Genomic DNA, 22,904 nt, shown 5'->3' on the forward strand with positions numbered 1-22,904 from the left:
CAACGAATAGATGTACTTTTTACGAAAAAAGCTCCACCAGACCATGAAGGTCTGATGGAGCTTTTTGCAATGATACTATTCAGTTGCAACGGATTGGTCAGCTTGCATGTTGACCGGGGAGATCCGGATGAAGTTAGCTTCTAGATTGCTTAGCAAACCTTCGATTTTCGCCGCGGCTCCGGATTGACCGGAGTTCGCAAGCTCAGCGTGGTAAGCTGTGAGCAATTCAGTAAGATCTTTTTTACTTTGAAGGCCGATAGGCTCAAGTTTAACTTTAGCGCCTTTCGCAATACGACGCTCGATTGCTGCTTGATCAAGACCCATTTCAGGCACGAGACGTTGGTAGATAACTCCACCTGTCATACCTGCACAGATCCATGGACCTGGATCGCCCATAACAACGGCACGGCCGTTTGTCATGTACTCGAACGCAAAACCTTTGAGGTTCGCACGAGCTGCTAGACCGCCAAGCTCATCTTGCAGAGGCGTTGTGATCTCGCCGCCGAATACAACGTCAGCACCGGAGAAACGAATACATGCACGTGTATCTGCACTGCCTTGGATCAAGAACAATCCTTTTTGAGCGCCGTAACCGAATGATTTACCAACGCTACCATTGATGAAGGTATTGTTTTTGCCAAGTGATTTTACGATAGCTACTTTACCACCGAAGGCCATTTTACCAAGACCGTCTTCAGCACCGCCGTGTACCGTAATGTCTACGCCACGCGCGTTGAATGCGGCAAGACCGTTACCAGGAACGGAACCATCGATCAAGTTAAGTGCAACGGCTGGAAGCTCATCGTAGCTGCCGTTGAAACGGTCTCTTACACGATGGCTGGAATAACGAGTTCCAAGGATACGGGACTCGGCATCCACTTTGGACCAGTTGCGAACAACAGGAGCATCGAATGATACGGAATCTGGGAAGAAGTCTAAACCTTCTGCACCAGCCGCGATACGAATATCGGACGAAACTGCTGCTGCTTCAGCTGCTCTTGTTTCCTCAGAAATAAACTGCAATGGAGCTGGACGAAGAATGTCGGACAGGTCAATACGCTCGATGTGGCTGATTTGCTCCAAAAGATCGGAACGGCCAACAAGTTCTTGTAAGCTTTTGAAACCAAGGGAAGCAACAACTTCACGAACTTCTTCGCCGATACCGCCGAACAAACGAACCAGGCTATCTACAGCCGTGTCAAAGACACGCGGAACGAAACGGCGAAGACCTTTTTCTTCGGCTTCTTCCATGGAATCGATTTGTGTTGCGATACCAACATGACAAGTGTCCAAATGACAACCGCGACATGTTGTACAACCAATGGATTGCATAGCGATACTACCGAAACCTGCACGGTTCGCACCGAGCATAACCATTTTAACAACGTCAGCGCCTGATTTCAGACCGCCATCGGACCACAGCTCAACGCGGTGACGAAGACCAGCTTCAATTAAAGCAACGTGAGCAAGCTTCGTACCGATTTCAGTTGGAAGACCAACGTGCGTCAAGGAGTGGATACGAGCCGCACCTGTACCGCCGTCGAAACCGGAAAGCGTAATAACGTCAGCGCCAGCTTTCGCTACACCAACTGCAATCGTACCGATACCAGGAACAACTGGGATTTTTACGATAATTTTGGCTTTACGACCGCTACCTTCTTTAAGCTCGGAAATGATTTGCGCCAAATCCTCGATCGAGTAAATATCGTGGTTATTGGACGGTGAGATCAAGTCTGAACCGATTGTCGCGTTACGAGCTTCAGCGATTTTCGCTGTAACTTTGGAACCTGGCAAGTGACCGCCTTCACCTGGCTTTGCCCCTTGACCAATTTTGATCTCAAGGAAAGCGACTGCGTTAGCAAGCTCAATGTTAACACCGAAACGTCCGGAAGCGACTTGCGCTCCGCGCGTTCTTTTGTAACGGCCAAGCATATCTTTAATCTCTCCGCCCTCGCCGTTCATGGTAACCATGTTCAGACGTTCGCCGGCTTCAGCGTAGGCACGGAAAGCTGTTTCATTTTGTGAACCGAAGGACATCGAAGAGATCAACATCGGCAAGGAATGACCGCCAATGGAAATATCAACTTGCGACGGATCGAGTGGTTGACGGCCATCGCTGATTGCTTTGAAGCCCGCAATGTGACGAATGGAAATCGGGTTCTTCTTCTCTTCTTCACGTAGTTTGTCGCGGTAGTCGCTGTAAGGAGCAGCTCCTGATGCAGCATCGCCTAGCGCTTTCCACATACGTTGGAAGAAACGGAAGTTTTTCGCTGCTTTCGCTTTTGGATTGATGAAATCTGTGTAACGAGCTTCAGCTTCAGCTTCAAGCTGAGCAAAGCCAGTACCTGCTTTTTCACTACCAAGATAGTTCACGATATCCAGCACCTCGGAAACTTCCGGATGGAAGCCGATGGAGGAGAAGAAACGTGTGTACCCGCGAAGCTCATGCGTACCGATGGTTGAAATGACTTTTTCAAGCCCTTTCGTAAGTGCCGCGTATACTTTACGTGCTGCTGCTGCGTTGCCTTCTTTGTCAGAAGCCGTGGAGAACAGCAAGTAAGGTGAGATCACATCTGCACCAAGACCACAAGCTACTGCGATATCATGCAGACTGCGAATAGCAGCTGAACGAAGAATCAAAGTAACTTGACGGCGCAGGTTGTCGCCGAAACCGAGTTTCTCTGCACGAAGTGCGATATCGATTTTGGAAACAGCAAGGTGTGGATCTAGCCACAAACGGTCGTTTTGGTGAGCTTCTGCATCGTCCAAGACGAGAAGTACAGCGCCATTACGAGCTGCAGAGATTGCGTCTGCTGCAAGTTGGTTCAAGCCGTCTTTTAGCGAAGTCCCTCTAGCGAAAGTTGTGGAAAGAACAGCTACTTTGTTATCACCTTGTGCACGGAATTGTGCAAGCAATTGCTCAAATGATGGTTGGGATAGATTTTCTTCGCTGCCTACACCGTTCGTTCCTTCAAGAACAAGCGGAGCAAGAAGCTCAAGACGAAGATTGCTATCCACCTGTGCAAATACCGGAAGACGTGCTCCAGCAATAACGCGAGTGGAGAAATGCTCCATTTCACGGTCGCGGTCAATAGCGGGATTGGTTACAACGGCAACACTTTCTTTAATGAAGTCAGGCACGTTCTGGCGTTCCCATGCAAGAGCAGCATGAGGTGAATCATGGCCCAATGAACGGATTGGTTCAGCGCCTGTTTCGGACATGGATTCGATGTGTGAAATACCGTCGCGATCCCAACCAAATGCACTGTACACTTGATCCGTTGTAACAATGTTTTCATTAAGATCAGCTTCTGTATTCGTTGGAGTAGGGTTCAAATACGAGCGGAGACCGCCAATATTTACACGCTTGCTTACACGCTCATACACGAGAGTCTGAACTTCATGATAAGGAATCACTTGAATGTGCTCGCCTGGTGTTAGAACAACACCGACTTTCTCACCTGGTGCGATTGGCTTCGGATCAGCAACCATTTCGCCAACCGTAATAACACCTTGCTCCGAAGAGAAGTACAGGGACGTGTCACTTTCAACCATCCAAACAGGACGAAGACCTAACGCATCTACGCTGAAAATACATTCGTTGCCGTAACGGGAAACGATACCTGCCGGACCTTGTGCAAAGTGGCCCCATACTTGACGGTAGTACACATATAGATCTTGAAGTTCCGGACGGAACTGTTTCATTTCATTAATAATAGGAGGGAACACCATTTCCATCGCTTCGAAAAGGGACAGTCCAAAACGGTGAATGAACGTTTCGATCGTTCTGTTCATGTCTTGGGAGTCAGACCCGCCGCTTACAAGCGGAACGCCAACCATGTCAGCTTCAAGACGAAGTTTCTTCACCGTGTTGATTTCACCGTTATGTCCAAGAAGGGAGAACGGTTGAACGCGGAAGAAGCTGGACAATGTGTTCGTTGAATAACGGTTATGACCAATCGTTACTTGGGACGCAAATAAAGGATCACGCAAGTCGTTGAAATATTTAGGTAGGATGCTAGCTGCACCTAGTACTTTGTAGGCAGATGTTACATTGCTAAGTGTAGCAACATGAACATTGTAACGATCTTCAATAGCAATATGCAGTTCATAAAGGTGATCGGCAACTTGACCTTCGGTCTTATTGCTGATGGCTGCAATTTGCCAGAACGTAGGCTCATCGAGCAAACCATTAGCGCCTAATGAGCCGCTATCAACTAGGTTTTCTTGCTCTAGAATAATGGATACATCATGGGAGGCAAATAGCTCACGAATGCCGTTTTGAATCTCAGTAACAGTCAAATCCAACTTGCGTGGAACAAAGATATGTCCAACAGAAAAACGGTTGTCATAGGCAAGTTTGCTGTCCAGACCGGCATCTGTTAACTTCTTTTCCCAGAGCGCACGTGGAATATCTGTTAGAATACCGCAACCATCGCCTTCACCATTGATAAATCCAGAACGATGTTCCATTTTAACAAGGGCATCAATCGTCTTTTGGATGTTATCACGGGAAGGATGACCATTCTTCTCAATAATACAAATAATACCGCAGCTGTCGTGTTCGGTTCCTAGTAGATCTTGAAAACGGCCTTCATTACGCATAATTTCATTCATTGCTCTGGTCAGTCGCCTGACCGTCACCCCCCATATAATTAAACTCCTCTTGCTCTCGCTTCTTGCATTCTGGCAAAGATGAATCTGCTAGCTATTTCATTTCCTGAAGAAAAACCACAATGTGGGTCAAATCCGAAATATGCATATTCTTGTATAAAGATGCAATATGACTGAATATCATACCAAATTACAGGAGATATAACTCATGTAATGCGGCATAAATCGACACGTTGTAAAGTAGGGCGCCATACACAAAAATCCGCATAGTATTTGTAAATCATGCCCTAACTTTCTAGGAAAATACTGTGAAAAGGAGCGATTTCGCTAAAAGGGTAAAAGTAATCTTAGAATAGCATGAAAATTTGCATCCGACAATACTTGCGAATGCAAATCACAAATGTAAGCGTTACCTTTTTTGTATATTGGTGAATAAAACCATAATTCCTAACACCTCATGTAAGGGTAGAAAGACGAACGAACTATAATCCTGATAGGATCATAGTTCGTTTTTGGGACAATCAGCGGGTTTTCATGATCTTAAAAGCTTGGTCTGCCGCCTCTAGTGTTTGGGCAATATCTTCATCGGTGTGGGCGATTGTCATGAACCAAGCTTCGTATTTGGAAGGGGCAAGATTGATGCCTTGCTCCAGCATAAGACGGAAGAAATCAGCAAACTGTTCGCCGTCGGTATCTTGCGCTTCCTCATAATTGGTGATCGGATGATTACAAAAATGAGTAGAGAAGGCGCCGCCGATGCGGTTCAGCGTCAAGCCGATGCCATGGCGGGCGGCGGATTCGGAGATGCCATTCGCGAGTGTTGTACCAAGCTGCTCGAGCTTGGTGTAAACACCCGGCTGCTGGAGTACCTCCAAGCAGGCGATACCGGCGGAGATGGAGGCGGGGTTCCCCGCCATCGTGCCGGCTTGATAAGCAGGTCCGAGCGGAGCGACCTGCTCCATCACTTCCTTGCGGCCCCCGTAGGCCCCGATCGGCAGCCCGCCGCCGATCACTTTGCCGAGGGCCGTCAGGTCCGGTTCGACGGCGGCGAAGCGCGCCGCCGTGTTAGGGCCTCCCTCTAGAATAGGGAGGCCTTCGTAGGTCTGTGCCGTTCCGTAATGGAATCGGAACGCTGTGATGACCTCGTCGTAGATGACGAGGGCGCCGTGTTTGCGAGCAGCAGCGCATAGCTGCTCGAGGTAACCGGCATGGGGCATCACCATGCCGAAGTTGCCGACGATGGGCTCCACCATCACCGCGGCAATATCTTCACCCCAACGCGCAAGCGCGGCTTGTAGTGCCGGTATGTCGTTGAACGGCACGGTGATGACCTCTTGCGCGATGCTCGCCGGTACGCCGGCGCTGTCCGGCGTACCCAGCGTGGACGGCCCGGAGCCGGCCGCCACCAGCACGAGATCCGAGTGGCCGTGGTAGCACCCGGCAAACTTAATGATCTTGGTGCGCTTCGTGAACGCGCGCGCCACGCGAATCGTCGTCATCACGGCCTCGGTGCCGGAGTTGACGAAGCGCACTTTGTCGAGCGAGGGAATCGCCGACTTCAGCATTTTAGCGAACTCGATCTCGAGTTCGGTTGGGGTGCCGTACAGCGTGCCGTTCTGCGCGGCGCGGATAATCGCTTCCGTCACGTGCGGATGCGCGTGACCGGTAATGATTGGGCCATAGGCGGCGAGGTAGTCAATGAAGCGATTCCCGTCTACGTCCCAGAAGTGTGCGCCTTGCGCACGCTTCATGAAGACGGGCGCGCCGCCGCCGACGGCTTTGAATGAGCGGGAAGGGGAGTTGACCCCGCCGACGATGTGTTGCAGTGCTTCTTGATAGAGGAGTTCGGATTGCTTGCGTTCCATGACAATATCATTCCTTTATATGTAGTAGTGGTTGAATTCATTAAGTCATTAAGTAGCGAAACCTGGTCTGCGCCAAACGGAAGGGGAACGAGAGGACGCTATTTGTGTTGTTTCGGCTGTTTTGGAGTTGAAAGGGAACTAGGATGCGCTAATCCAGTCCAATGATGCGATTTCCTGCCTATAACTATGAAATAGCGCACTGACGTTCCGCTTCGTGAGAAATTTGGCTGATCTGGAGTGAATAGCGCACTGACGTTCCCTTAGGAGTGAGTGGGGAACTGATTTTTGAGCACTTATTGCCCTGATGTTCCCTCAGGGGTTGGGTGCACCTTATTATGAGCACTAGCATGCCTTCGAAACGAATATATCAAGGTTAGCATCACTAACCAAACACATGCAATCCTCTTAATCCCAGACCCTGTATCCCGACCCAATGAATTCCGTAACCCGGACCCTGCATCCCGACCCGATGAACTCCGTAACCCGGACCCTGCATCCCAGCCCAACGAACTCCGCAACCCTGCCCCTGCCCCCAGACGATAACTCCGCAAACCCAACCTTGCCTCCGCAACCCCCAGGGCCACTAACAAATTGCGAATGACAAATTTCCATTTTTGTCATTCTACATTATTTTGTTTAGTGATACATCCCCCTCCGAGAACGGGATTGAAGTAAAGTCACTTGATGGCTTGGGTATTTGAGCAGCGCGATCTCTGGGTTCGTTCACAGCCCCCCTTGAATCCATGCTGCCACTAACAAACTACGAATGACAAATTTTCATTTTTGTCATTCTACATTATTTTGTTTAGTGATACATCCCCCTCCGAGAACGGGATTGAAGTAAAGTCACTTGACGGCTTGGGTATTTGAGCAGCTAAATCTTTGGGTTCGTTCACAACACCCCTTGAATCCATGCTGCCACTAACAAACTACGAATGACAAATTTCCATTTTTGTCATTCGTAATTATTTTGTATAGTAATACATCACCTCGGAGAACGGCATTGAAGTAAAGTCATTTGACGACTTGGGTGTTCGAGCAGCTAAATCTCTGGGTTCGTTCACAGCACCCCTGAATCCATGCTGCCAGTAACAAATTGCGAATGACAAATTTCCATCTTTGTCATTATGTATTATTTTGTATAGTAATACATCACCCCGGAGAACGGGAAACTGAAGTAAAGTCACTTGACGGCTTGGGTGTTTGAGCACCGCGATCTCTAGGTTCGTTCACAGCACCCCTTGAATCCATGCTGCCACTAACAAACTACGAATGACAAATTTCCATTTTTGTCATTCGTGATTATTTTGTCCAGCCATGCACTACCTCGGAGAATGACTCGCTCATACAAAAAATAAGAGTGGATACCCACTCTTATTATCCGCTTTTCTCACTATGTTTGTTCACTATGCTTCTTCACTATGCTTCTTCACTATGCTTCCTCACTAGCTCTCACGACATGCTTGCTGCCACTCCGCATGCTAGTCGTGTCCCTATTTAACGGTCTTCGCAGCAACCTTTGGTGTTGGAGAAGGTGACGGTTTGGTTGGCCCTGAATCAGCTTCAGCCGTGCCAGCAAAAAGGTCTTTCAAATACTTTTGAAGTTTTACTTTGTCCGCGGTGATTACGGAAGCGCCACGGATCGTTTTCTCCATGAGCAAGTCTGAAGGCGGAAGCTGTGAAGAGACGATGCCATCAGCTTTGGCTTCATACCCAAGGCTGCCGAGCTTGAGCATGTCCGTTACGCTAAGATTCGTATCAATATACGGATCAATTGCATTTAGAATACGCGGGAGCTTGATTAGCGATGAAGTGGATTGCATTTTAGCCGCAACAGCTGTCAGGAACTTCCTTTGTCTCTCCGTTCGGGAGAAGTCGGACAACGCATCATGGCGGAAGCGCACATATTGCAGGGCTGTTTTGCCATCTAGATGCTGCTGCCCTTTTTTCAAATTAATGTCGTATACATGATCATCTTCGGAGTCGGAATATTTCATATCCTTCTCAACATCAATATCAATTCCACCAACAGCATCGATCAAGGCGATGAAGCCTTTGAAATCGGTGTAGACATAATATTGAACCGGAATGCCAAGCAGATCGCTAACGGTTTTCATGGCCAAATTAGGTCCGCCTGTCGTAATCGCGGTATTAATCCGGTCTTCGCCTTCACCGGGGATTTTCACGTAAGTGTCCCGCAGAATTGAGAACAGATGAGCCTTCTTGGTGACAGGATCGATGGAGGCTAGCATAATACTGTCTGATCTTGGTAACTCATTCTTCACCATCCCACGAGAATCGCCGCCTAACAGCAAAATATTCACGCGCTGCTTGCTTTCCCATTTCGGTGGTGTGTATTTATCAGGATCCTTCAAGCTGTTAGGAATTAAGGTTGTGCTTCCGCTACCTTTCCCATCTGTACTGTCTGATTTATGAGAGATATTATTAGCGAAGCTGTAGAAGGCGTAAGAATAATAGCCGGCGACCACTATAAGAAGCATAACGATCAGGAGCATGGCCCGTTTGAAGATTTTCATACTATGTAAGCTCCTCTCCAAGGTAAAATTTGGTGTTAATTTATGGGTGAATTCGATGCCTGTTAATCTGTACTTTTTTTTCTTACAGAATTGGGGTATCATGAGCTTGTTGTACGGTTGTATGAAACGTCATTATGATCCATATTATAGATGCTACGAAACTTCGATAGCAAGTTATGACGAATGTTGCCGTAATCTGTAACCGAGACGACGAAGTCAGGGGGGAAGACGCATGTTAGCCATAGATGTTCAAATGCTGCGCAAAGAATTTCAAGTTCAGCAAAGCCGCGGTGGCCTCAAAGGGGCCATGCAAGATTTATTCAAACGTGAATATAAGCAAATTACAGCCGTGAAAGACATAAGCTTTCAGATTCCGAAAGGCGAAATTTGTGGATATATTGGTGAAAATGGGGCCGGGAAATCGACGACGATCAAAATGTTGACGGGGATTCTCGTCCCAACGTCTGGTCACATCAAAGTGAATGGTTATGTGCCGTTCAAAGAGCGTGAGAAATTCGTTGCTGGGATCGGTGTTGTTTTCGGTCAACGTAGTCAACTCTGGTGGGACATTGGTGTAGTTGAGTCGTTCCAGTTGTTGAAAAAGGTATATCGCGTCTCCGAAGCCGATTACAAAAAACGTCTCGACGAGCTCGTCGACCGTTTACAGCTGTCGGATCTTCTATCAAGACCTGTCCGTAAGCTGAGCTTGGGTCAGCGGATGCGCTGTGAATTAGCGGCTTCCTTGCTGCATAATCCTGAAATTCTGTTTCTGGATGAGCCAACCATTGGCCTCGACATTGTTGTGAAAACAGAAATTCGCGAATTTCTGAAGTCGCTCAATCAGCGTTATGAGACGACGATTCTGCTGACGACGCATGATTTGCAGGACATAGAGGCGTTATGCTCCCGTGTTATTATGCTAGATGACGGCCGAATTATTTATGATGGCGGTCTGGAAGAGCTCAAAGCTAGATGGGGCAAAGGAAAAGAAGTTGTCCTGCAGTTCGAGCATCCAACAACGTTAGCACGACTTCAAGAGCTGACCCTTGGCTTGGATGTAGCTTGGCAGCTTGAGAATGAGCTATCCGCCAGAGTGTTCATTCCTTACGAAAGAGCGAATATCTCGGATGTGTTAAGCCGCGTTGTTGGTGTGCTGCAAATCCAAGATATCAAGATTAATGAAACGAATACGGATGATATTGTTCGTGAAATTTATAAATCAGGCTCGGCCGATGTGAAGCGTTTGGAGATTGATCTCCCAGAGGGAGTTACGACCCATGCATAGAGCTTATATAGAAGTTATACGCATGCGGTTTCTCATGATGCTCGCTTATCGGGTGAATTATTACAGCGGGATCCTGATTTATGCCCTTAATATTGGCTCTTACTATTTCGTCTACAAAGCGATTTACGGTGACCAAGCTGTCATTGGGGGACTTACACTAGGTCAAATGACAACCTATGTGGCGATATCCTGGATGGGACGCGCTTTCTATTTTAATAACCTAGATCGCGAGATTGCAAACGAGATTCGTGATGGAAGTGTCGCAATTCAATTCATCCGGCCTTACAATTATATTTTTGTGAAAATGATGCAAGGGTTGGGCGAGGGTGTATTTCGTCTCCTGCTCTTCACAACACCGGGAATGATCCTGATTTGGCTGCTGCTTCCGATTCAATTCCCAACGGATCCGAGCTTGTGGGTCATTTACTTAGTCATGTTGTTCTTCAGTTTCCTAATTAATACACAGTTGAATATCATTACAGGTTTGTTTGCCTTTTTTCTGGAAAATAATGAAGGCCTTATGCGCATGAAGCGCGTAGCGGTGGACCTTTTTTCAGGGCTTATTATTCCGATTTCCTTTTTCCCAGGATGGTCTAAGTCGATTCTGGAGTGGCTGCCTTTTCAGGCGATCACTTATCTACCCAGCGCAGTGTTTACCGGGAAAATAACAGGTAACGCGATACTCCAAAACTTTGGCGTGCAAGTACTCTGGTTCCTGCTCCTTATTATTCCGATCTATGTGCTGTGGATAAAATCCAAAACACGTCTATTCGTACAGGGAGGGTAACGCATGTTCTATATAACCCTCATTTTTGATTACTTTAAAAACTATATGAAAACAAGGCTCACCTACCGATCCGATTTTTGGATTGAAGTGCTGTCCGACTTGTTGTTCAATGGGTTGAATCTATTCTTCATTCTTGTCGTCTTTCTGCAAACGCAATCGCTAGGCGGCTGGAATCAAGAACAAATTTTGTTCATCTACGGTTATTTTATGATCCCATATGGCATATTTATTTCCTTTTTTAATCTGTGGGGCTTTAGCGAGCGCTACATTGTCAAAGGGGAAATGGATCGTATCCTAACGCGGCCGGCTTATAATCTATGGCAGCTTATGCTCGAAAATCTCGATCCAGCTTCCATGTTCAGTGCATTGGCAGGTTTAGTCGTTATGATCTACTCCTGGGTGCAGTTGGATCTGCCGTTCCACTGGCATGATCCGCTGATCTTCATCGTCATGGTGGTAGGCTCAATCCTCATTTATGCAGGCGTATACATCTCGCTGACTTCATTAGCCTTCTTCTCTGATGCGCCAACAGGCATCTTGCCGTTGATTTGGAACATCCAGAATTATGGTCGCTACCCAGCGACGATCTATAATAAGCTGCTCAGAAGTATTCTGACGTGGATACTGCCGTTTGCGTTCGTTGGCTTTTATCCAGCCGCGTATTTCATTGATCCGGAGAACTGGAAGTGGTTCGCTCTCCTAACCCCTGTGATGGGCATCGCGTTTAGCGTGTTAGGTATCACGGTGTGGAATATAGGCGTGAAGCGTTATCGCGGCGCGGGTTCATAACGAGTTTTAATCAAAGAGCTGGCCCGCAAGGTTGAATTCAACCTTGTGGGCCAGCTCTTTGTCATATGGATCCGCACGCCTGCGAAGCAAGCTGTAGGGTAAGCATCACTCACCATCCAAAGGTGGTTCCGAAAAAGGTTCGGAAGGAGTTTCTACGCTCGGAAGCGGCTGCTCAATAGAAGCGGTTGTAAAGCGTCGCTTAGGCGCGCTCTTCGCCTTCGAGCAAGTCAAATCATACTTGCGACCATTGGCTCTGCCGAATCGAACAATTTTGCGGATGATGGATTGATCCGCCAACTTGGTAAAGGGACAGGGATCAGGCCTTGTGTTGACCTCAAGGATCCATGGCTTCAGTCGTTGATCGACGGCAATATCGATGCCAAGCTCATTCATGCCGGGATAGGTGCGGTTTAATTGACCTGCGGTTAGGTAGGATATTCTTTCCATTTCACGCATAAGAATAGATGTTGCTTGGACACCGTATCGGGGTTCCAAGAGGTCATAGGGACTGTAAATGGTGCCACCCTGACTGCCGTTGGTAACGGCTTTCTGCGGATGAGCGACCCTAGCAGCAGTCCCCGTACATACCCATTTCCCAGAAGGGCTGCGCTGAATCATGACACGAAAGTCGTAAGGATTGCCTTCGTGCGTTAGCACGTGAATACCCTTCTGAATGAGGTAGCGCTTGGTGCCGCAGCGCTGTCGAAGGGACTGATACAGCCTCTCAAAAGTCGGAAAACGGTAAGTGTTCACCCCACTCTGATAGCGATAGCCTCCTTCGCGCTTCTCGATGCGCATAACGCCAATCCCAAGGGAGCCGATGTCGGGTTTAACATAGAGCATACCGTGCTGGGCGAGCATGGCAGCTAGTCGACTGCGATCAAAAGGATTCGTTGTAGGTACATGCTTACGCAGCTTTACATTTCGGAGCATGATGCGTGTTTTAATCCATTTGCTTGAAACGGCCTTCAGTGAACTTGTCATGGTGACGATCCTCTTTCTACCGAGTACGGCGTTTCATTATTTCAATATGATATGAGTGACTCTAGGTGCGGGTGAACAGGGAAATGATTTAGGAAATGAGGAAAATAGAACGATGGGCAGGAAGGGCGCATAGAATATGTAGTCAGATGGATTTGGGCTACAGATTCAGTTAGTAGAGCTGAGAGGAGGAGCCGCACGTCTATGCACATAAAGGATGTTATACAAAAGATGAAGCGGCAATTTCCCTGGGTGCTGCCAGAGCACGAGCGGGAAGAGCTAGCTACACTACCGCTCGTGTCAGCGGGAATATTGGAAACGTATTACTATACGGATACCAACCCATTACTACAGCATAAGGATATGAATCGATATCAAACGTCAGGTACGAGTTCGAAGCGACGTAAGACGATTTTTTATTCCCAATCTGATGAGGAAGCTTATCTGCGAATCAAACTGGACGTTTTCCGCAGCATTCTGGAAGGTACTAGTTATCGGACTGCGATGGCAGACATGGGCACGGGACATGCGGAGGCGACGGCCGTCGAGGTATTCCGCGAGCTCGGTATGGAGGTGGAGTCGGTATCCTTTCGGCTTCCGATCGAGGGGCATATTGAACGGCTTCAAAGCTTTAGACCCGAAGTGCTGTATACGATGCCGTCTATTTTGGATCGAATTTTGCAAGCGTCGGAGAATCCTGCCCACTACGGCATCCGGCATGTCATTCTCGTTGGTGAGATTGCTTCACCAGGCTGGAGACAACGCACGGCCGAAAGACTGGGGATAGCCGAGACGCAGGTCACGGATACGTATGGCTCTATTGAAATTGGGACCATTGCCTACTTTTCACACGATTATGGTAGGTATTTGTTTGCAGAGGGCATCATCGCAGAGGGTGTCAAAGCAGAGCTGTTAGATGTCGATATGGAGCCCCTGCCGGATGAGTTGGAGCAAGTTCTGGTTCTTACCTCAACTGTAAGGGATGCATTCCCGGCGCTGCGATACGTTACTTACGATGTTGTGCGTGATTTGAGAGCTATAGATGTGAATGGCGTTCCAACGCAGAGCTTTCAGAGCATCGTGAAACGCATTGGACCCGACCTGAAGCACGGGGAGAAAATCAGTATCTACGACATCGAAGATGTTGTCTATCGTCATCTGCGTGAAGCCAGCGTTCGTGTACAGGTGAGTGGCAATGCATTGACGGTTTATGTCTACAGTGCCCAGGCAACTCCAGCTGTTCTTAACAGCATTCGTGCAGAAGTAGAAAGCCGCATCCCGGCTATCGGCATGATGATTCAGGCAAAGCTTTTGGATGGTATCCAAGTTATCGGGGGCACCTTTGAGGATTCGCAGAACCGCACCTCCGTGAAAAATAAAAAGATTTTTTACACATAAAGGAGGGGAAGCGAATGGAACTTGAAGGAGGAATTGTCCGTGCGATCGGGCATACGCCCTTGATACGACTGTCGCGTTTATTTAAAGATCAACCCTTTGATGTTTATGGCAAAATGGAGTGGATGAACCCAGGCGGCAGCGCGAAAGATCGGCCAGCCCTGTTCATGCTGCGGGAGGCGATCCGCCGTGGTGAGATGACGAGCGAGAGTGTCATCGTGGAGTCGAGCTCGGGCAACCTCGCGATTAGTCTCGCTCAACTTTGCCGATACCTAGGGCTTCGCTTCATCTGTGTTGTTGATCCGCGTACGACGCAGCAGCATTTGCAAATCATCCGCAGCTTCCACGGGGAAATTGACCTCGTTTCCGTGCCGGATGAGGCGACGGGTGAGTTTTTGCCAGCGCGCATTCGGCGGGTAGCTGAGCTAGTGAGTCAAATTCCAAACGCCTACTGGACGAACCAGTATGGAAGCCCAGACAATGCGCTGGCTCATAGCGAGACAACGATGCGGGAAATTGGCGAGCAGTTAGGTGCGGTTGATTATTTATTTTGCGGCGTCTCTTCGTGTGGAACGATTCGAGGCTGCATGGAGTACATTCGCAGTCGTGGATGGGCGACACAGATCGTGGCGGTGGATGCCGAAGGCAGTGTTATTTTTGGCGGGGAAAAAGGTTCAAGGAAATTCCCTGGACTAGGCGCAGGTATCACACCTGGCTTGCATCGGCATGATGTTGCGGACAAAGTCGTGTATGTATCCGATAGGGATTGTGTGGAGGGCTGCCGTTCATTAGTTCGTGAAGAAGCCGTGTTAGCGGGCGCCTCGTCAGGCGGCGTGATCTCGGCGATTCGTAGTATGAGCAGCATCATTCCTGCGGGAGCCGTTTGCGCTGCTATTTTGCCGGACCGCGGTGAACGGTATTTGAATACTGTGTATAACGATGAATGGGTTAGGCGAGAAATTGGGTATACACCGAGTAACTAGCATGGGAGACTAGCGAATGTTGTATTTACAGGATGACCATATCCGAGAGATCGGAATCGATTGGAAGAAGCTAACCGACATCATTCAGGATGTCGTTGCCATACAAGATAGCGGGGATTGTGCGCATCCCTTGAAGCCATACTTACGTTTTCGTGATCCGAAAAACCGGATTATAGCGATGCCTGCTTATGTAGGCGGTAATATCGATATTTCGGGTATCAAATGGATTGCGAGCTTTCCGGACAATCGCCTTAAGGGGCTTCCTCGGGCTCATAATACGCTGATTCTGAATAAACCCTCGACAGGTGAGCCTCTGGCTTTTATCCACAGCGGACTGTTAAATGGTCTTCGGACCGCAGCGGTGAGCGGTGTGATGTTGAGTCAATTCGTGAAGGTCAGGAAACTTGACCGTTTGCGCATTCACTTAATCGGGTGGGGGCCCATTGGGCGGCTGCATCTGGATATGTGTGTCGCTTTATTCGGCGAATGGATTGATGAGGTTCGGATCTATGATCTGAATGGTGTCGAGCTGGAGACGATTCCGGCAGCTATTCAGAGCAGGACGCAAGTCATTCGTGATTGGCGCATGGGCTATCGCGAGGCGAATGTTATTATGACGTGCACAGTGTCAGCAGAGAGGTACATTGATGAAGCCCCGCCTCGCGGTGCGCTCCTTCTCAATGTCTCGCTCCGAGATTATAAGCCGAAAAGCGTTGCTGACGTGAAAACAATCATCGTGGATGATTGGCGCGAAGTATGCCGTGAAGGGACTGATATCGAGCAGTTGCATCTGCGGTATAACTTACAAGAGTCGGGTGTACACACCTTAGCCGACGTAGTTCTTCGCGATCAACTAGCTGAAGTGGAAGCCCAGGAACCCGTGTTTTTCAATCCGATGGGCTTAGGTATCTTCGATATTGCCATTGCAGGCTACTATTGGAGGGAAGCATTACGCCTACAAAAGGGTGTTACGCTAGAAGGCAGTAAGTATAAATAGCTTCGGGGAGTTAGCTTTCCTGGCCATGCGGAACGACGTTCTGCTATTTCGCTAGAATTGGAGCTTTTGTGGGCACTATTCCATGAAGTAGCGTAACCTCGTTCCGTAAATAGTTGCAGATACTCTTTCGAATAGCAGAGTGACGTTCCGTTACAATGGGGGAGTGCTGCAGGTGGTGGGGATAAGTAGAAGTAGAAGTAGAAGTAGAAGTAGAAGTAGAAGTAGAAGTAGAAGTAGAAGTAGAAGTAGAAGTAGAAGTAGAAGTAGAAGTAGAAGTAGAAGTAGAAGTAGAAGTAGAAGTAGAGGTCGGAGCAGAAGTAGATATAAGTGTGGATAAGAATGTGGTTGGTTTATGGTGAAAGTAGATGGGAATGTGAGTAACTATTCTGTAGCCCAACAGTGGTCCGACTGGAGTTTGGATGTAGTGAGTTAGATGAATAAAATAGCATAACCATAGGCCGGATTGGGTTGATTACAAAAGTAAACAAGGGTTGTCTCAAAGGTCGTCACTGCAATAAAAGCAGCCCCTTTTTAATCTTATTCACATCTATCCACAGAGTTACCCACAAGTCCACAGGGCCTTAAGTCCCTGTTGTGCATAACTTAGCCCATACGTATTAACATATCCACATGTTGAGTTATCCACAGAAAATTGCCTGTGGATTATAAAAAAATGTTGTTCTGCATGTAACCGCAACCGCAACCCCGCCTACACGCCCAACCTACGCTCAGCCCTAGCTGCTACTTAACTAACTAACTGGATTTTCTACATCTATTCGAACCGCATTTTATGTTTCTGAGGGGTTAGCTGGATTTCCTCCAGTTAATTTTCAACTTTTTTTCTGTTTCTTCAAGTTTACATTCATTTAACTGGAGTTTTTACAGCTATTGCTGAAAAACCATCGATTCCGCGAGAATTACCTGTAGGTTATACAGCTAAACAGTCGGACAAGCTACTTAACCACCTCAACCTGTGCCCACCCGCAGAACAAGCCACCGCAGCGCCTCAATTTCTCATCTCAGCCACCTCAATTCTTCACTTCAGACCACCACAACCACACGCCTCAGCCCCGCATCCACATCATTCTTTCTTCTTTTGTCACAAAACACACGCCTATTTCGCCTTATAGATATAAAAGCGAAACTGGAGGATGATGAACATGACAAAATACGACACAGCCGTCATTGGCGGAGGATTAGCAGGCTTCATTGCTGCAATTGAGGTGGTCAAAGGTGGCAGAAGCGTTGTTCTGTTGGAACGTTCGGGACGAATGGGTGGCAGAGCAATGACGAATAAGAAAAACGGTGTGCTGTTCAACCTTGGCGGACATGCGTTATATCAAGCTGGAGCTGCTTATCGCATCCTAAAGGAGCTAGGTATACGCATTGAAGGTGGCGCACCCCCATCTAATACTAACGTGATGTGGCACAACGAACTTGCACCTATGCCAGCCACAGCGCTTAGCATGCTCACATCGAAGCTGCTCACCTGGTCCGGGAAGTTTGGGCTTTTGCGACTCGTCATACGTTTAACCAAAATGGATGCGGGCAAAGTACGAGACGCCTCACTGAGAGAGTGGGCGGAACAAGAAATCACCGACCCGATGGTTCGGCATATCTTTTACTCGTTGTGTCGAACAGCTACTTATGCACACGATACAGATCATCAGCTTGCCGCGCCTGTGCTTGCACAAGTACAACGAGCGCTGAAGGGCGTTCTCTACCTCCACGGAGGCTGGCAAACGATCATTGATCAACTGCAGGAGCAAGCGGTGGCAGCGGGAGTCCACATCCTCAGCGGTGCTGATGTGAAAGAAATCATTCATACGAATGGCCGGATTCAAGGTCTTAACCTGTCAGACGATCAAACACTCGAAGTGGCGCATGTCATTAGCACAGCATCTCCTTCGGAAACGTATAAGCTGGTTCCTGACGCAGAGCATACCATCTTGAAGCAGTGGAAAGAGGCGGCGCGCCCCTCCAAAGCAGCGTGTCTTGACCTTGGCTTGAAGAAGCTTCCCGTTCGTGGTCGGGATTTTGCAATCGCACTAGATCAGCCGATTTACTTCTCTCATCACACAGTGAACGCGAAGTTAAGCGAAGATGGCAGTCTAGTTGTTCATTTGATGAAATACAATGGTCCTGGTGACAGCAACCCGAAAGCAGATGAGGAAATGCTAATAGCCACCATGAATACCCTGCATCCAGGCTGGGAAAAAGAAGTGGTAGCGAGGCAGTACCTGCCTAACATAACCGTGGCTCATGACACTCTCCATAGGGGGAAAAGCAATCCTTTTACAGGTCCAGCTGTTGAAGGCATTCGAGGACTCTATGTAGCCGGTGACTGGGCAAGTCATGGCGAAATGCTCGCAGATGCCTCAGCGGCAAGTGCTAGACGTGCGGCTCAAGCTATTTTAAAAACACCCCAGTTCGCTTAAAATTGTCCTATAACAGTAGATCGGGAGGTGTGACAAGATGGAGATCACAGGAACAGAAGCTTCCGAGCAGATCTATTTGAGCTATAGACCTTTAATGTTCTCGCTAGCGTATCGCATGCTGGGAAGTGTAATGGATGCGGAAGATGTGGTACAGGAGGCATTTCTGTATGCCAATGAGACGAATTTAAACCATGTACACAATCCCAAAGCTTATCTATGCAAAATCGTGACCAACCGCTGTATCGATAACCTGCGCTCCGCTAGCAAAAAACGAGAGGTTTACGTCGGACCTTGGTTGCCGGAGCCGCTGTTGACGACAAACGAGACACACACAGATCATCATATCGCACCAGATCTCGCGTATACGCATAAAGAATCGCTATCCACCGCATACCTTTTGCTCCTGCAGCAGCTGTCTTGGGTGGAGCGGGCCGTATTCTTGCTTCGCGAGGTCCTACAATATGAATACGATGAAATCGCCGAGATTGTGGGCAAAAGCAGCACGAATTGCCGTCAAATTTTCCGCCGAGCCAAGAATGCGATAAGTCTTCCGCCGGAGCGGGCTGCTGAAACGAAACAAACGACAGCCGTCGTGGAACAATTCGTGCACGCATTAGTGTCGGGGAATATCGCTCAGTTGTTAACCATCGTGAAATCTGATGCTATTCTATACTCAGATGGCGGAGGCAAGGTGAAAGCGGCGACAAACCCTATCCTGGGAGCGGAGCGGATAGCCATGTTTTTATCTGGGGTTTTGGCCAAATTACCAGAGGGCTATCGCTCAACCTTAACGACTGTGAACGAACAAACAGGTATTGTTGCGTATGTGAATGATCAGCCTCATAATGTGATGACTTTCCAATTAGAGGATGGGCAGATCAAAGCTTTCTATCTCGTCATGAATCCAGATAAATTGAAGCATCTGGAAATAGGGCAAACGGAAGCGTGAGGTCGTAACCTCTAATAATAGAAAGCTGCTCAGGAGTCATTGCGATTCGTAGCAGCTTTTTTCGTTTGATGTCATGCGGGGAATGTCGCATAATGGGATGAAGTTAAGAGTGACAGAGCAAGACGAGAAAGAGGAGAGAGCCGTGTTGAAAAAAGGAAATGAAACGGCAGTAACCAAGCGTAAAGCACCAGCCTTTTCGCTGCCTGCCTCGAGTGGAGAGAAAGTTTCTTTAGCCGATTATAAAGGGCGCAAAGTTGTTATTTATTTTTACCCTCAAGATAATACACCAACCTGCACCCAACAATCCTGTGACTTTCGGGACTATAACGGGAAATTCGCGGAGTTAGGTGTAGAAGTGATTGGTATTAGTCCGGACGAGCTGAAATCACATGACAAATTTATTGCGAAGTACGAGCTGCCATTTCTTCTGCTTTCAGACACGAATCATAAAGTAGCTGAAAAGTATGGGGTATGGGCATTGAAAAAGCTGTATGGCCGCGAGTATATGGGCATTATTCGCTCGACCTTTCTCATTAATGAAAAAGGTTACATTGTGAAAGAATGGAGTAAAGTGAAGATTAAAAATCACGTGCAGTCTGTACTGGATGCTGTGATGGAAATGAAGTAAGGCAATGTTAATCTATCAAAAACATTACACATGAACGATGCTTCTCCTTGTAGAGAAGCATCGTTTTTTTCGTGTCATACTCTCGCACCTCCGCCCATATAATCTATCAGATGTCAAAATGATAGAACATGCGGAGGGATCATCGGATGCGCTCACAGGTACAAGCTCCAAACAACGGACGACTACGATTTCAAATCATGATGGTTGTTGTTTTACTAGTTTCACTAATGGTTGGTATGATGCCGGCCAAAGCCGCAGACAATGAAGGTGATCCTGCCGTACAAGATGCGTATGGGCAGCTTCAAGCAGGGAAGCGACTAAAGAGTGAGAGGACTTACGTAACACCGGAGCAGCCTACTGTATATCTGACGTTTGATGATGGTCCTAGCAAGTTGACGAATCAGGTGTTGGATATTTTAGATAAAGAAGATGTTAAAGCAACGTTCTTCGTACTTGGTGAACAAGCGAAAGCGCATCCTGCTGAACTCAAAAGAATCGTACAAGACGGTCATGCCATCGGCAATCATACCTATAATCATGTTTATAAAGAGCTCTATAGTGATTTTCAGACCTTTTGGAACCAAATCCAACGAAGCGAAGACGTTATTTCAAATATCGTGGGGATACGACCTCAACTCGTACGAGCGCCTGGCGGGACAGCTACGAATTTTGATGCCTACTATTTTTATTTGATGGAGCAAGCAGGCTATATCATGGAGGATTGGAATGTCGACAGTGGAGACTCCAAGAGAGCGAATGTCCCGGTAAATGAAATTTGGCAAACGGTGAAAGCTTCCCCCCTCGATCACGAGATTAATATTTTGTTTCATGATGGAACGGGACACGAATCTTCTGTTCAAGTACTACCTCAAGTGATTAGCTATTACAAAAAGCTAGGATACGCCTTTGCCACGTTGACAGATCAAGTGAAGCCCAAACAATTCGCCATCACGAAGCCGAAATGGTCGCGGAACATGAGTTTGAAGCAATTTCAAGTGATGATAGATCAGACGCAGCAATATGCAGTTGCTCATCCGAGTCCATCGGATCTCGTGAAGCGGGCAGAGGAAAAGCGCCTCGCTCAGAAGCTAGAGGCCGAAGCTGAAGAGAAGGCTAAAGCGAAGAAGGAAGAAGAAGCGGAAGCTGCCCGCATTCTCGCCAAGCAAGCTGCCTTGCCGCTGCAGGTACATGTGATCGGAGGCAACACGTTTAGCATAGAACCTTCCATGTATAAGCTGCATGCGAATCAAATAGAGTTGCCTTTGCGCTATCTGATCGAGAAGATGGGTGGGAAAGTCGCGTGGCAAGCCGATACGAAAACAGCCAATGCCCATTACGGCATTTATGATATGGACTACGATCTAGTGAATAGAAGCATTCGTTTGTTCACTTTAGGCAAGCCAACAGCCACGTACTCGTTAGCGGATATGAACATGCAAGATAATCAAATTATTGTACCACTGCGCAAAACGATCGTATCACTCGGAGGCCGAATTACGAATGCTGTGATCGACCCTGACTACCGTGAGGTTTCTATGGCGCTGCGTCCCCTTCACTTTTTCAAAGAAAATAATACTATTCTCAAAAACTCTCTATTTGCAATGGGAGGATAATGTCTAAAAGAGTAGAGAGCTGGAAAAACTAGAAGCATACCCTTATAAAGGAGGCTTCTTGTCTATGGCATCGAAAACCCGAATATTCGATCAACCGCAGCCTCTTGTGGAACGGATGATCATGAACGTAGAGAAAGTGATAGTCGGCAAAAGAGAAACGATAGAGAAAGCTTTTATCGCGATGTTGAGCGGCGGGCATCTACTGCTAGAGGACGTTCCTGGTGTAGGCAAAACCATGCTAGCACGTGCGTTAGCCAAGACGATTGGTTGCGACTTTAAGAGAATTCAATGTACGCCAGATTTGCTTCCTTCGGATGTAACCGGTGTTTCTGTTTTTAATGTTAAAAGCAATGAGTTTGAGTTTCGGCCAGGGCCATTAATGACGTCTGTCGTACTTGCGGATGAATGTAATCGGACCTCTCCGAAGACGCAGTCTGCTTTCCTTGAAGCGATGGAAGAAAAACGAGTGACCATTGACGGCACAAGCTATGAGCTGCCGAAGCCATTCGTCGTCATCGCGACGCAAAATCCGATGGATTATGAAGGCACTTACGCGCTGCCGGAAGCGCAGATGGATCGGTTTATGATGAAGCTTTCGCTTGGGTATCCGACGCATGATCAAGAGATTCTGATGTTGGATCGCTTGCAGGATCGTCACCCGTTGGAAAGCTTGAAGCCTGTTATTGTGCAGGATGAGTTTGTGCAATTACAGAAAGAAGCGGCCATGATCCATGTGGATAACACGTTAAAAGATTTCATCGTTCGCTTAGCTTTAGCAACGCGAGATCATGCTGATTTTTACATAGGTGCAAGTCCGAGGGCGTCTTATGCGTTGATGCGTGCTGCACAAACGGCGGCTTATGTGAAAGGGAGAACTTTTGTTGTTCCAGATGATATTAAAGATTTGGTTTTACCTGTGTGGACGCACCGGCTAATTCTCACTGCGGATGCGCGCATGATGGGCCGTTCAGCAGAACGTATTCTTCAGGGTTTACTCGATGGCATGCAAACACCAGTTCTTCGTTATGTCACAGCGAAGTAGG

Annotated in this window: 15 protein-coding genes; 11 read left to right on the forward strand and 4 right to left on the reverse strand. The window is 47.8% G+C overall.

Features of this window, described 5'->3' with window-relative positions:
* Positions 1-75: 75 nt before the first annotated feature.
* The 3 genes from HQN88_RS26705 to HQN88_RS26715 all read right to left on the reverse strand — a co-directional run bounded on the left by HQN88_RS26705 (position 76) and on the right by HQN88_RS26715 (position 9,016).
* Positions 76-4,617 carry a glutamate synthase-related protein gene (locus HQN88_RS26705; protein ID WP_246320475.1) on the reverse strand — a complete coding sequence of 1,514 codons (4,542 nt, stop codon included), beginning with the start codon at positions 4,615-4,617 and terminating at the stop codon, positions 76-78.
* Between the two features lie 518 nt (positions 4,618-5,135).
* Positions 5,136-6,479: a glutamate-1-semialdehyde 2,1-aminomutase gene (locus HQN88_RS26710; protein ID WP_216855836.1), complete on the reverse strand. Its 1,344-nt coding sequence runs from the start codon at positions 6,477-6,479 to the stop codon at positions 5,136-5,138.
* A gap of 1,493 nt (positions 6,480-7,972) precedes the next feature.
* On the reverse strand, positions 7,973-9,016 hold the full coding sequence (locus HQN88_RS26715) for an LCP family protein (protein WP_246320476.1): 1,044 nt from the start codon (positions 9,014-9,016) through the stop codon (positions 7,973-7,975).
* 232 nt (positions 9,017-9,248) lie between these two features.
* Here HQN88_RS26715 and HQN88_RS26720 point away from each other — a divergent pair, with 232 nt between their 5' ends.
* The 3 genes from HQN88_RS26720 to HQN88_RS26730 are packed head-to-tail and all read left to right on the forward strand — an operon-like array spanning position 9,249 to position 11,877.
* Positions 9,249-10,301 carry an ABC transporter ATP-binding protein gene (locus HQN88_RS26720; RefSeq protein WP_173118232.1) on the forward strand — a complete coding sequence of 351 codons (1,053 nt, stop codon included), beginning with the start codon at positions 9,249-9,251 and terminating at the stop codon, positions 10,299-10,301.
* Positions 10,294-11,088, forward strand: a complete 795-nt coding sequence (locus HQN88_RS26725; protein ID WP_057313367.1) for an ABC transporter permease — start codon at positions 10,294-10,296, stop codon at positions 11,086-11,088. Before HQN88_RS26720 ends, HQN88_RS26725 begins: the two co-directional genes overlap by 8 nt.
* 3 nt (positions 11,089-11,091) lie before the next feature.
* A complete protein-coding gene (locus HQN88_RS26730) occupies positions 11,092-11,877 on the forward strand; it encodes an ABC transporter permease (RefSeq protein WP_173118233.1) in 786 nt (261 codons plus the stop codon).
* A gap of 105 nt (positions 11,878-11,982) precedes the next feature.
* On the opposite strand, the gene HQN88_RS26735 is transcribed toward HQN88_RS26730, so the two are convergent.
* Positions 11,983-12,861 carry a YheC/YheD family protein gene (locus HQN88_RS26735; protein ID WP_173118234.1) on the reverse strand — a complete coding sequence of 293 codons (879 nt, stop codon included), beginning with the start codon at positions 12,859-12,861 and terminating at the stop codon, positions 11,983-11,985.
* A 228-nt stretch (positions 12,862-13,089) separates the two neighbouring features.
* Here HQN88_RS26735 and HQN88_RS26740 point away from each other — a divergent pair, with 228 nt between their 5' ends.
* The 8 genes from HQN88_RS26740 (at position 13,090) to HQN88_RS26775 (ending at position 22,903) form a co-directional block, all read left to right on the forward strand.
* Complete coding sequence (locus HQN88_RS26740; RefSeq protein WP_246320477.1) at positions 13,090-14,256, forward strand: AMP-binding protein; 1,167 nt, start codon at positions 13,090-13,092, stop codon at positions 14,254-14,256.
* Positions 14,257-14,270: 14 nt separating this feature from the next.
* Positions 14,271-15,236 carry a 2,3-diaminopropionate biosynthesis protein SbnA gene (gene sbnA / locus HQN88_RS26745; protein WP_173118235.1) on the forward strand — a complete coding sequence of 322 codons (966 nt, stop codon included), beginning with the start codon at positions 14,271-14,273 and terminating at the stop codon, positions 15,234-15,236.
* A gap of 16 nt (positions 15,237-15,252) precedes the next feature.
* Positions 15,253-16,233 (forward strand): 2,3-diaminopropionate biosynthesis protein SbnB, encoded by a 981-nt coding sequence (locus tag HQN88_RS26750; RefSeq protein ID WP_173118237.1) that lies wholly within the window; start codon positions 15,253-15,255, stop codon positions 16,231-16,233.
* A 1,160-nt stretch (positions 16,234-17,393) separates the two neighbouring features.
* On the forward strand, positions 17,394-18,671 hold the full coding sequence (locus tag HQN88_RS26755; RefSeq protein WP_173118239.1) for a phytoene desaturase family protein: 1,278 nt from the start codon (positions 17,394-17,396) through the stop codon (positions 18,669-18,671).
* A gap of 37 nt (positions 18,672-18,708) precedes the next feature.
* Positions 18,709-19,620: an RNA polymerase sigma-70 factor gene (locus HQN88_RS26760; protein WP_173118241.1), complete on the forward strand. Its 912-nt coding sequence runs from the start codon at positions 18,709-18,711 to the stop codon at positions 19,618-19,620.
* 145 nt (positions 19,621-19,765) lie between these two features.
* Entirely contained in the window at positions 19,766-20,248 is a 483-nt protein-coding gene (gene bcp, locus HQN88_RS26765) for a thioredoxin-dependent thiol peroxidase (protein WP_246320485.1), read from the forward strand.
* Between the two features lie 146 nt (positions 20,249-20,394).
* Positions 20,395-21,861, forward strand: a complete 1,467-nt coding sequence (locus tag HQN88_RS26770) for a polysaccharide deacetylase family protein (protein WP_246320478.1) — start codon at positions 20,395-20,397, stop codon at positions 21,859-21,861.
* A 64-nt stretch (positions 21,862-21,925) separates the two neighbouring features.
* Positions 21,926-22,903, forward strand: a complete 978-nt coding sequence (locus HQN88_RS26775) for an AAA family ATPase (RefSeq protein WP_173118247.1) — start codon at positions 21,926-21,928, stop codon at positions 22,901-22,903.
* The last annotated feature ends 1 nt before the right edge of the window (position 22,904 follow it).

It is taken from the genome of Paenibacillus qinlingensis, from assembly GCF_013204845.1.
GTDB lineage: Bacteria > Bacillota > Bacilli > Paenibacillales > NBRC-103111 > Paenibacillus_E > Paenibacillus_E qinlingensis.

What these genes read in the sequence shown, in the direction of transcription:
- HQN88_RS26760 (WP_173118241.1), top strand. Translation starts at nt 18,709, where the DNA reads ATGGAGATCACAGGAACAGAAGCTTCCGAGCAGATCTATTTGAGCTAT.
- HQN88_RS26740 (WP_246320477.1), top strand. Translation starts at nt 13,090, where the DNA reads ATGAAGCGGCAATTTCCCTGGGTGCTGCCAGAGCACGAGCGGGAAGAG.
- HQN88_RS26725 (WP_057313367.1), top strand. Translation starts at nt 10,294, where the DNA reads ATGCATAGAGCTTATATAGAAGTTATACGCATGCGGTTTCTCATGATG.
- HQN88_RS26770 (WP_246320478.1), top strand. Translation starts at nt 20,395, where the DNA reads ATGCGCTCACAGGTACAAGCTCCAAACAACGGACGACTACGATTTCAA.
- HQN88_RS26775 (WP_173118247.1), top strand. Translation starts at nt 21,926, where the DNA reads ATGGCATCGAAAACCCGAATATTCGATCAACCGCAGCCTCTTGTGGAA.
- HQN88_RS26750 (WP_173118237.1), top strand. Translation starts at nt 15,253, where the DNA reads ATGTTGTATTTACAGGATGACCATATCCGAGAGATCGGAATCGATTGG.
- HQN88_RS26710 (WP_216855836.1), bottom strand. Translation starts at nt 6,479, where the DNA reads ATGGAACGCAAGCAATCCGAACTCCTCTATCAAGAAGCACTGCAACAC.
- HQN88_RS26755 (WP_173118239.1), top strand. Translation starts at nt 17,394, where the DNA reads ATGACAAAATACGACACAGCCGTCATTGGCGGAGGATTAGCAGGCTTC.
- sbnA (WP_173118235.1), top strand. Translation starts at nt 14,271, where the DNA reads ATGGAACTTGAAGGAGGAATTGTCCGTGCGATCGGGCATACGCCCTTG.
- HQN88_RS26705 (WP_246320475.1), bottom strand. Translation starts at nt 4,617, where the DNA reads ATGAATGAAATTATGCGTAATGAAGGCCGTTTTCAAGATCTACTAGGA.
- HQN88_RS26730 (WP_173118233.1), top strand. Translation starts at nt 11,092, where the DNA reads ATGTTCTATATAACCCTCATTTTTGATTACTTTAAAAACTATATGAAA.
- HQN88_RS26720 (WP_173118232.1), top strand. Translation starts at nt 9,249, where the DNA reads ATGTTAGCCATAGATGTTCAAATGCTGCGCAAAGAATTTCAAGTTCAG.
- HQN88_RS26715 (WP_246320476.1), bottom strand. Translation starts at nt 9,016, where the DNA reads ATGAAAATCTTCAAACGGGCCATGCTCCTGATCGTTATGCTTCTTATA.
- HQN88_RS26735 (WP_173118234.1), bottom strand. Translation starts at nt 12,861, where the DNA reads ATGACAAGTTCACTGAAGGCCGTTTCAAGCAAATGGATTAAAACACGC.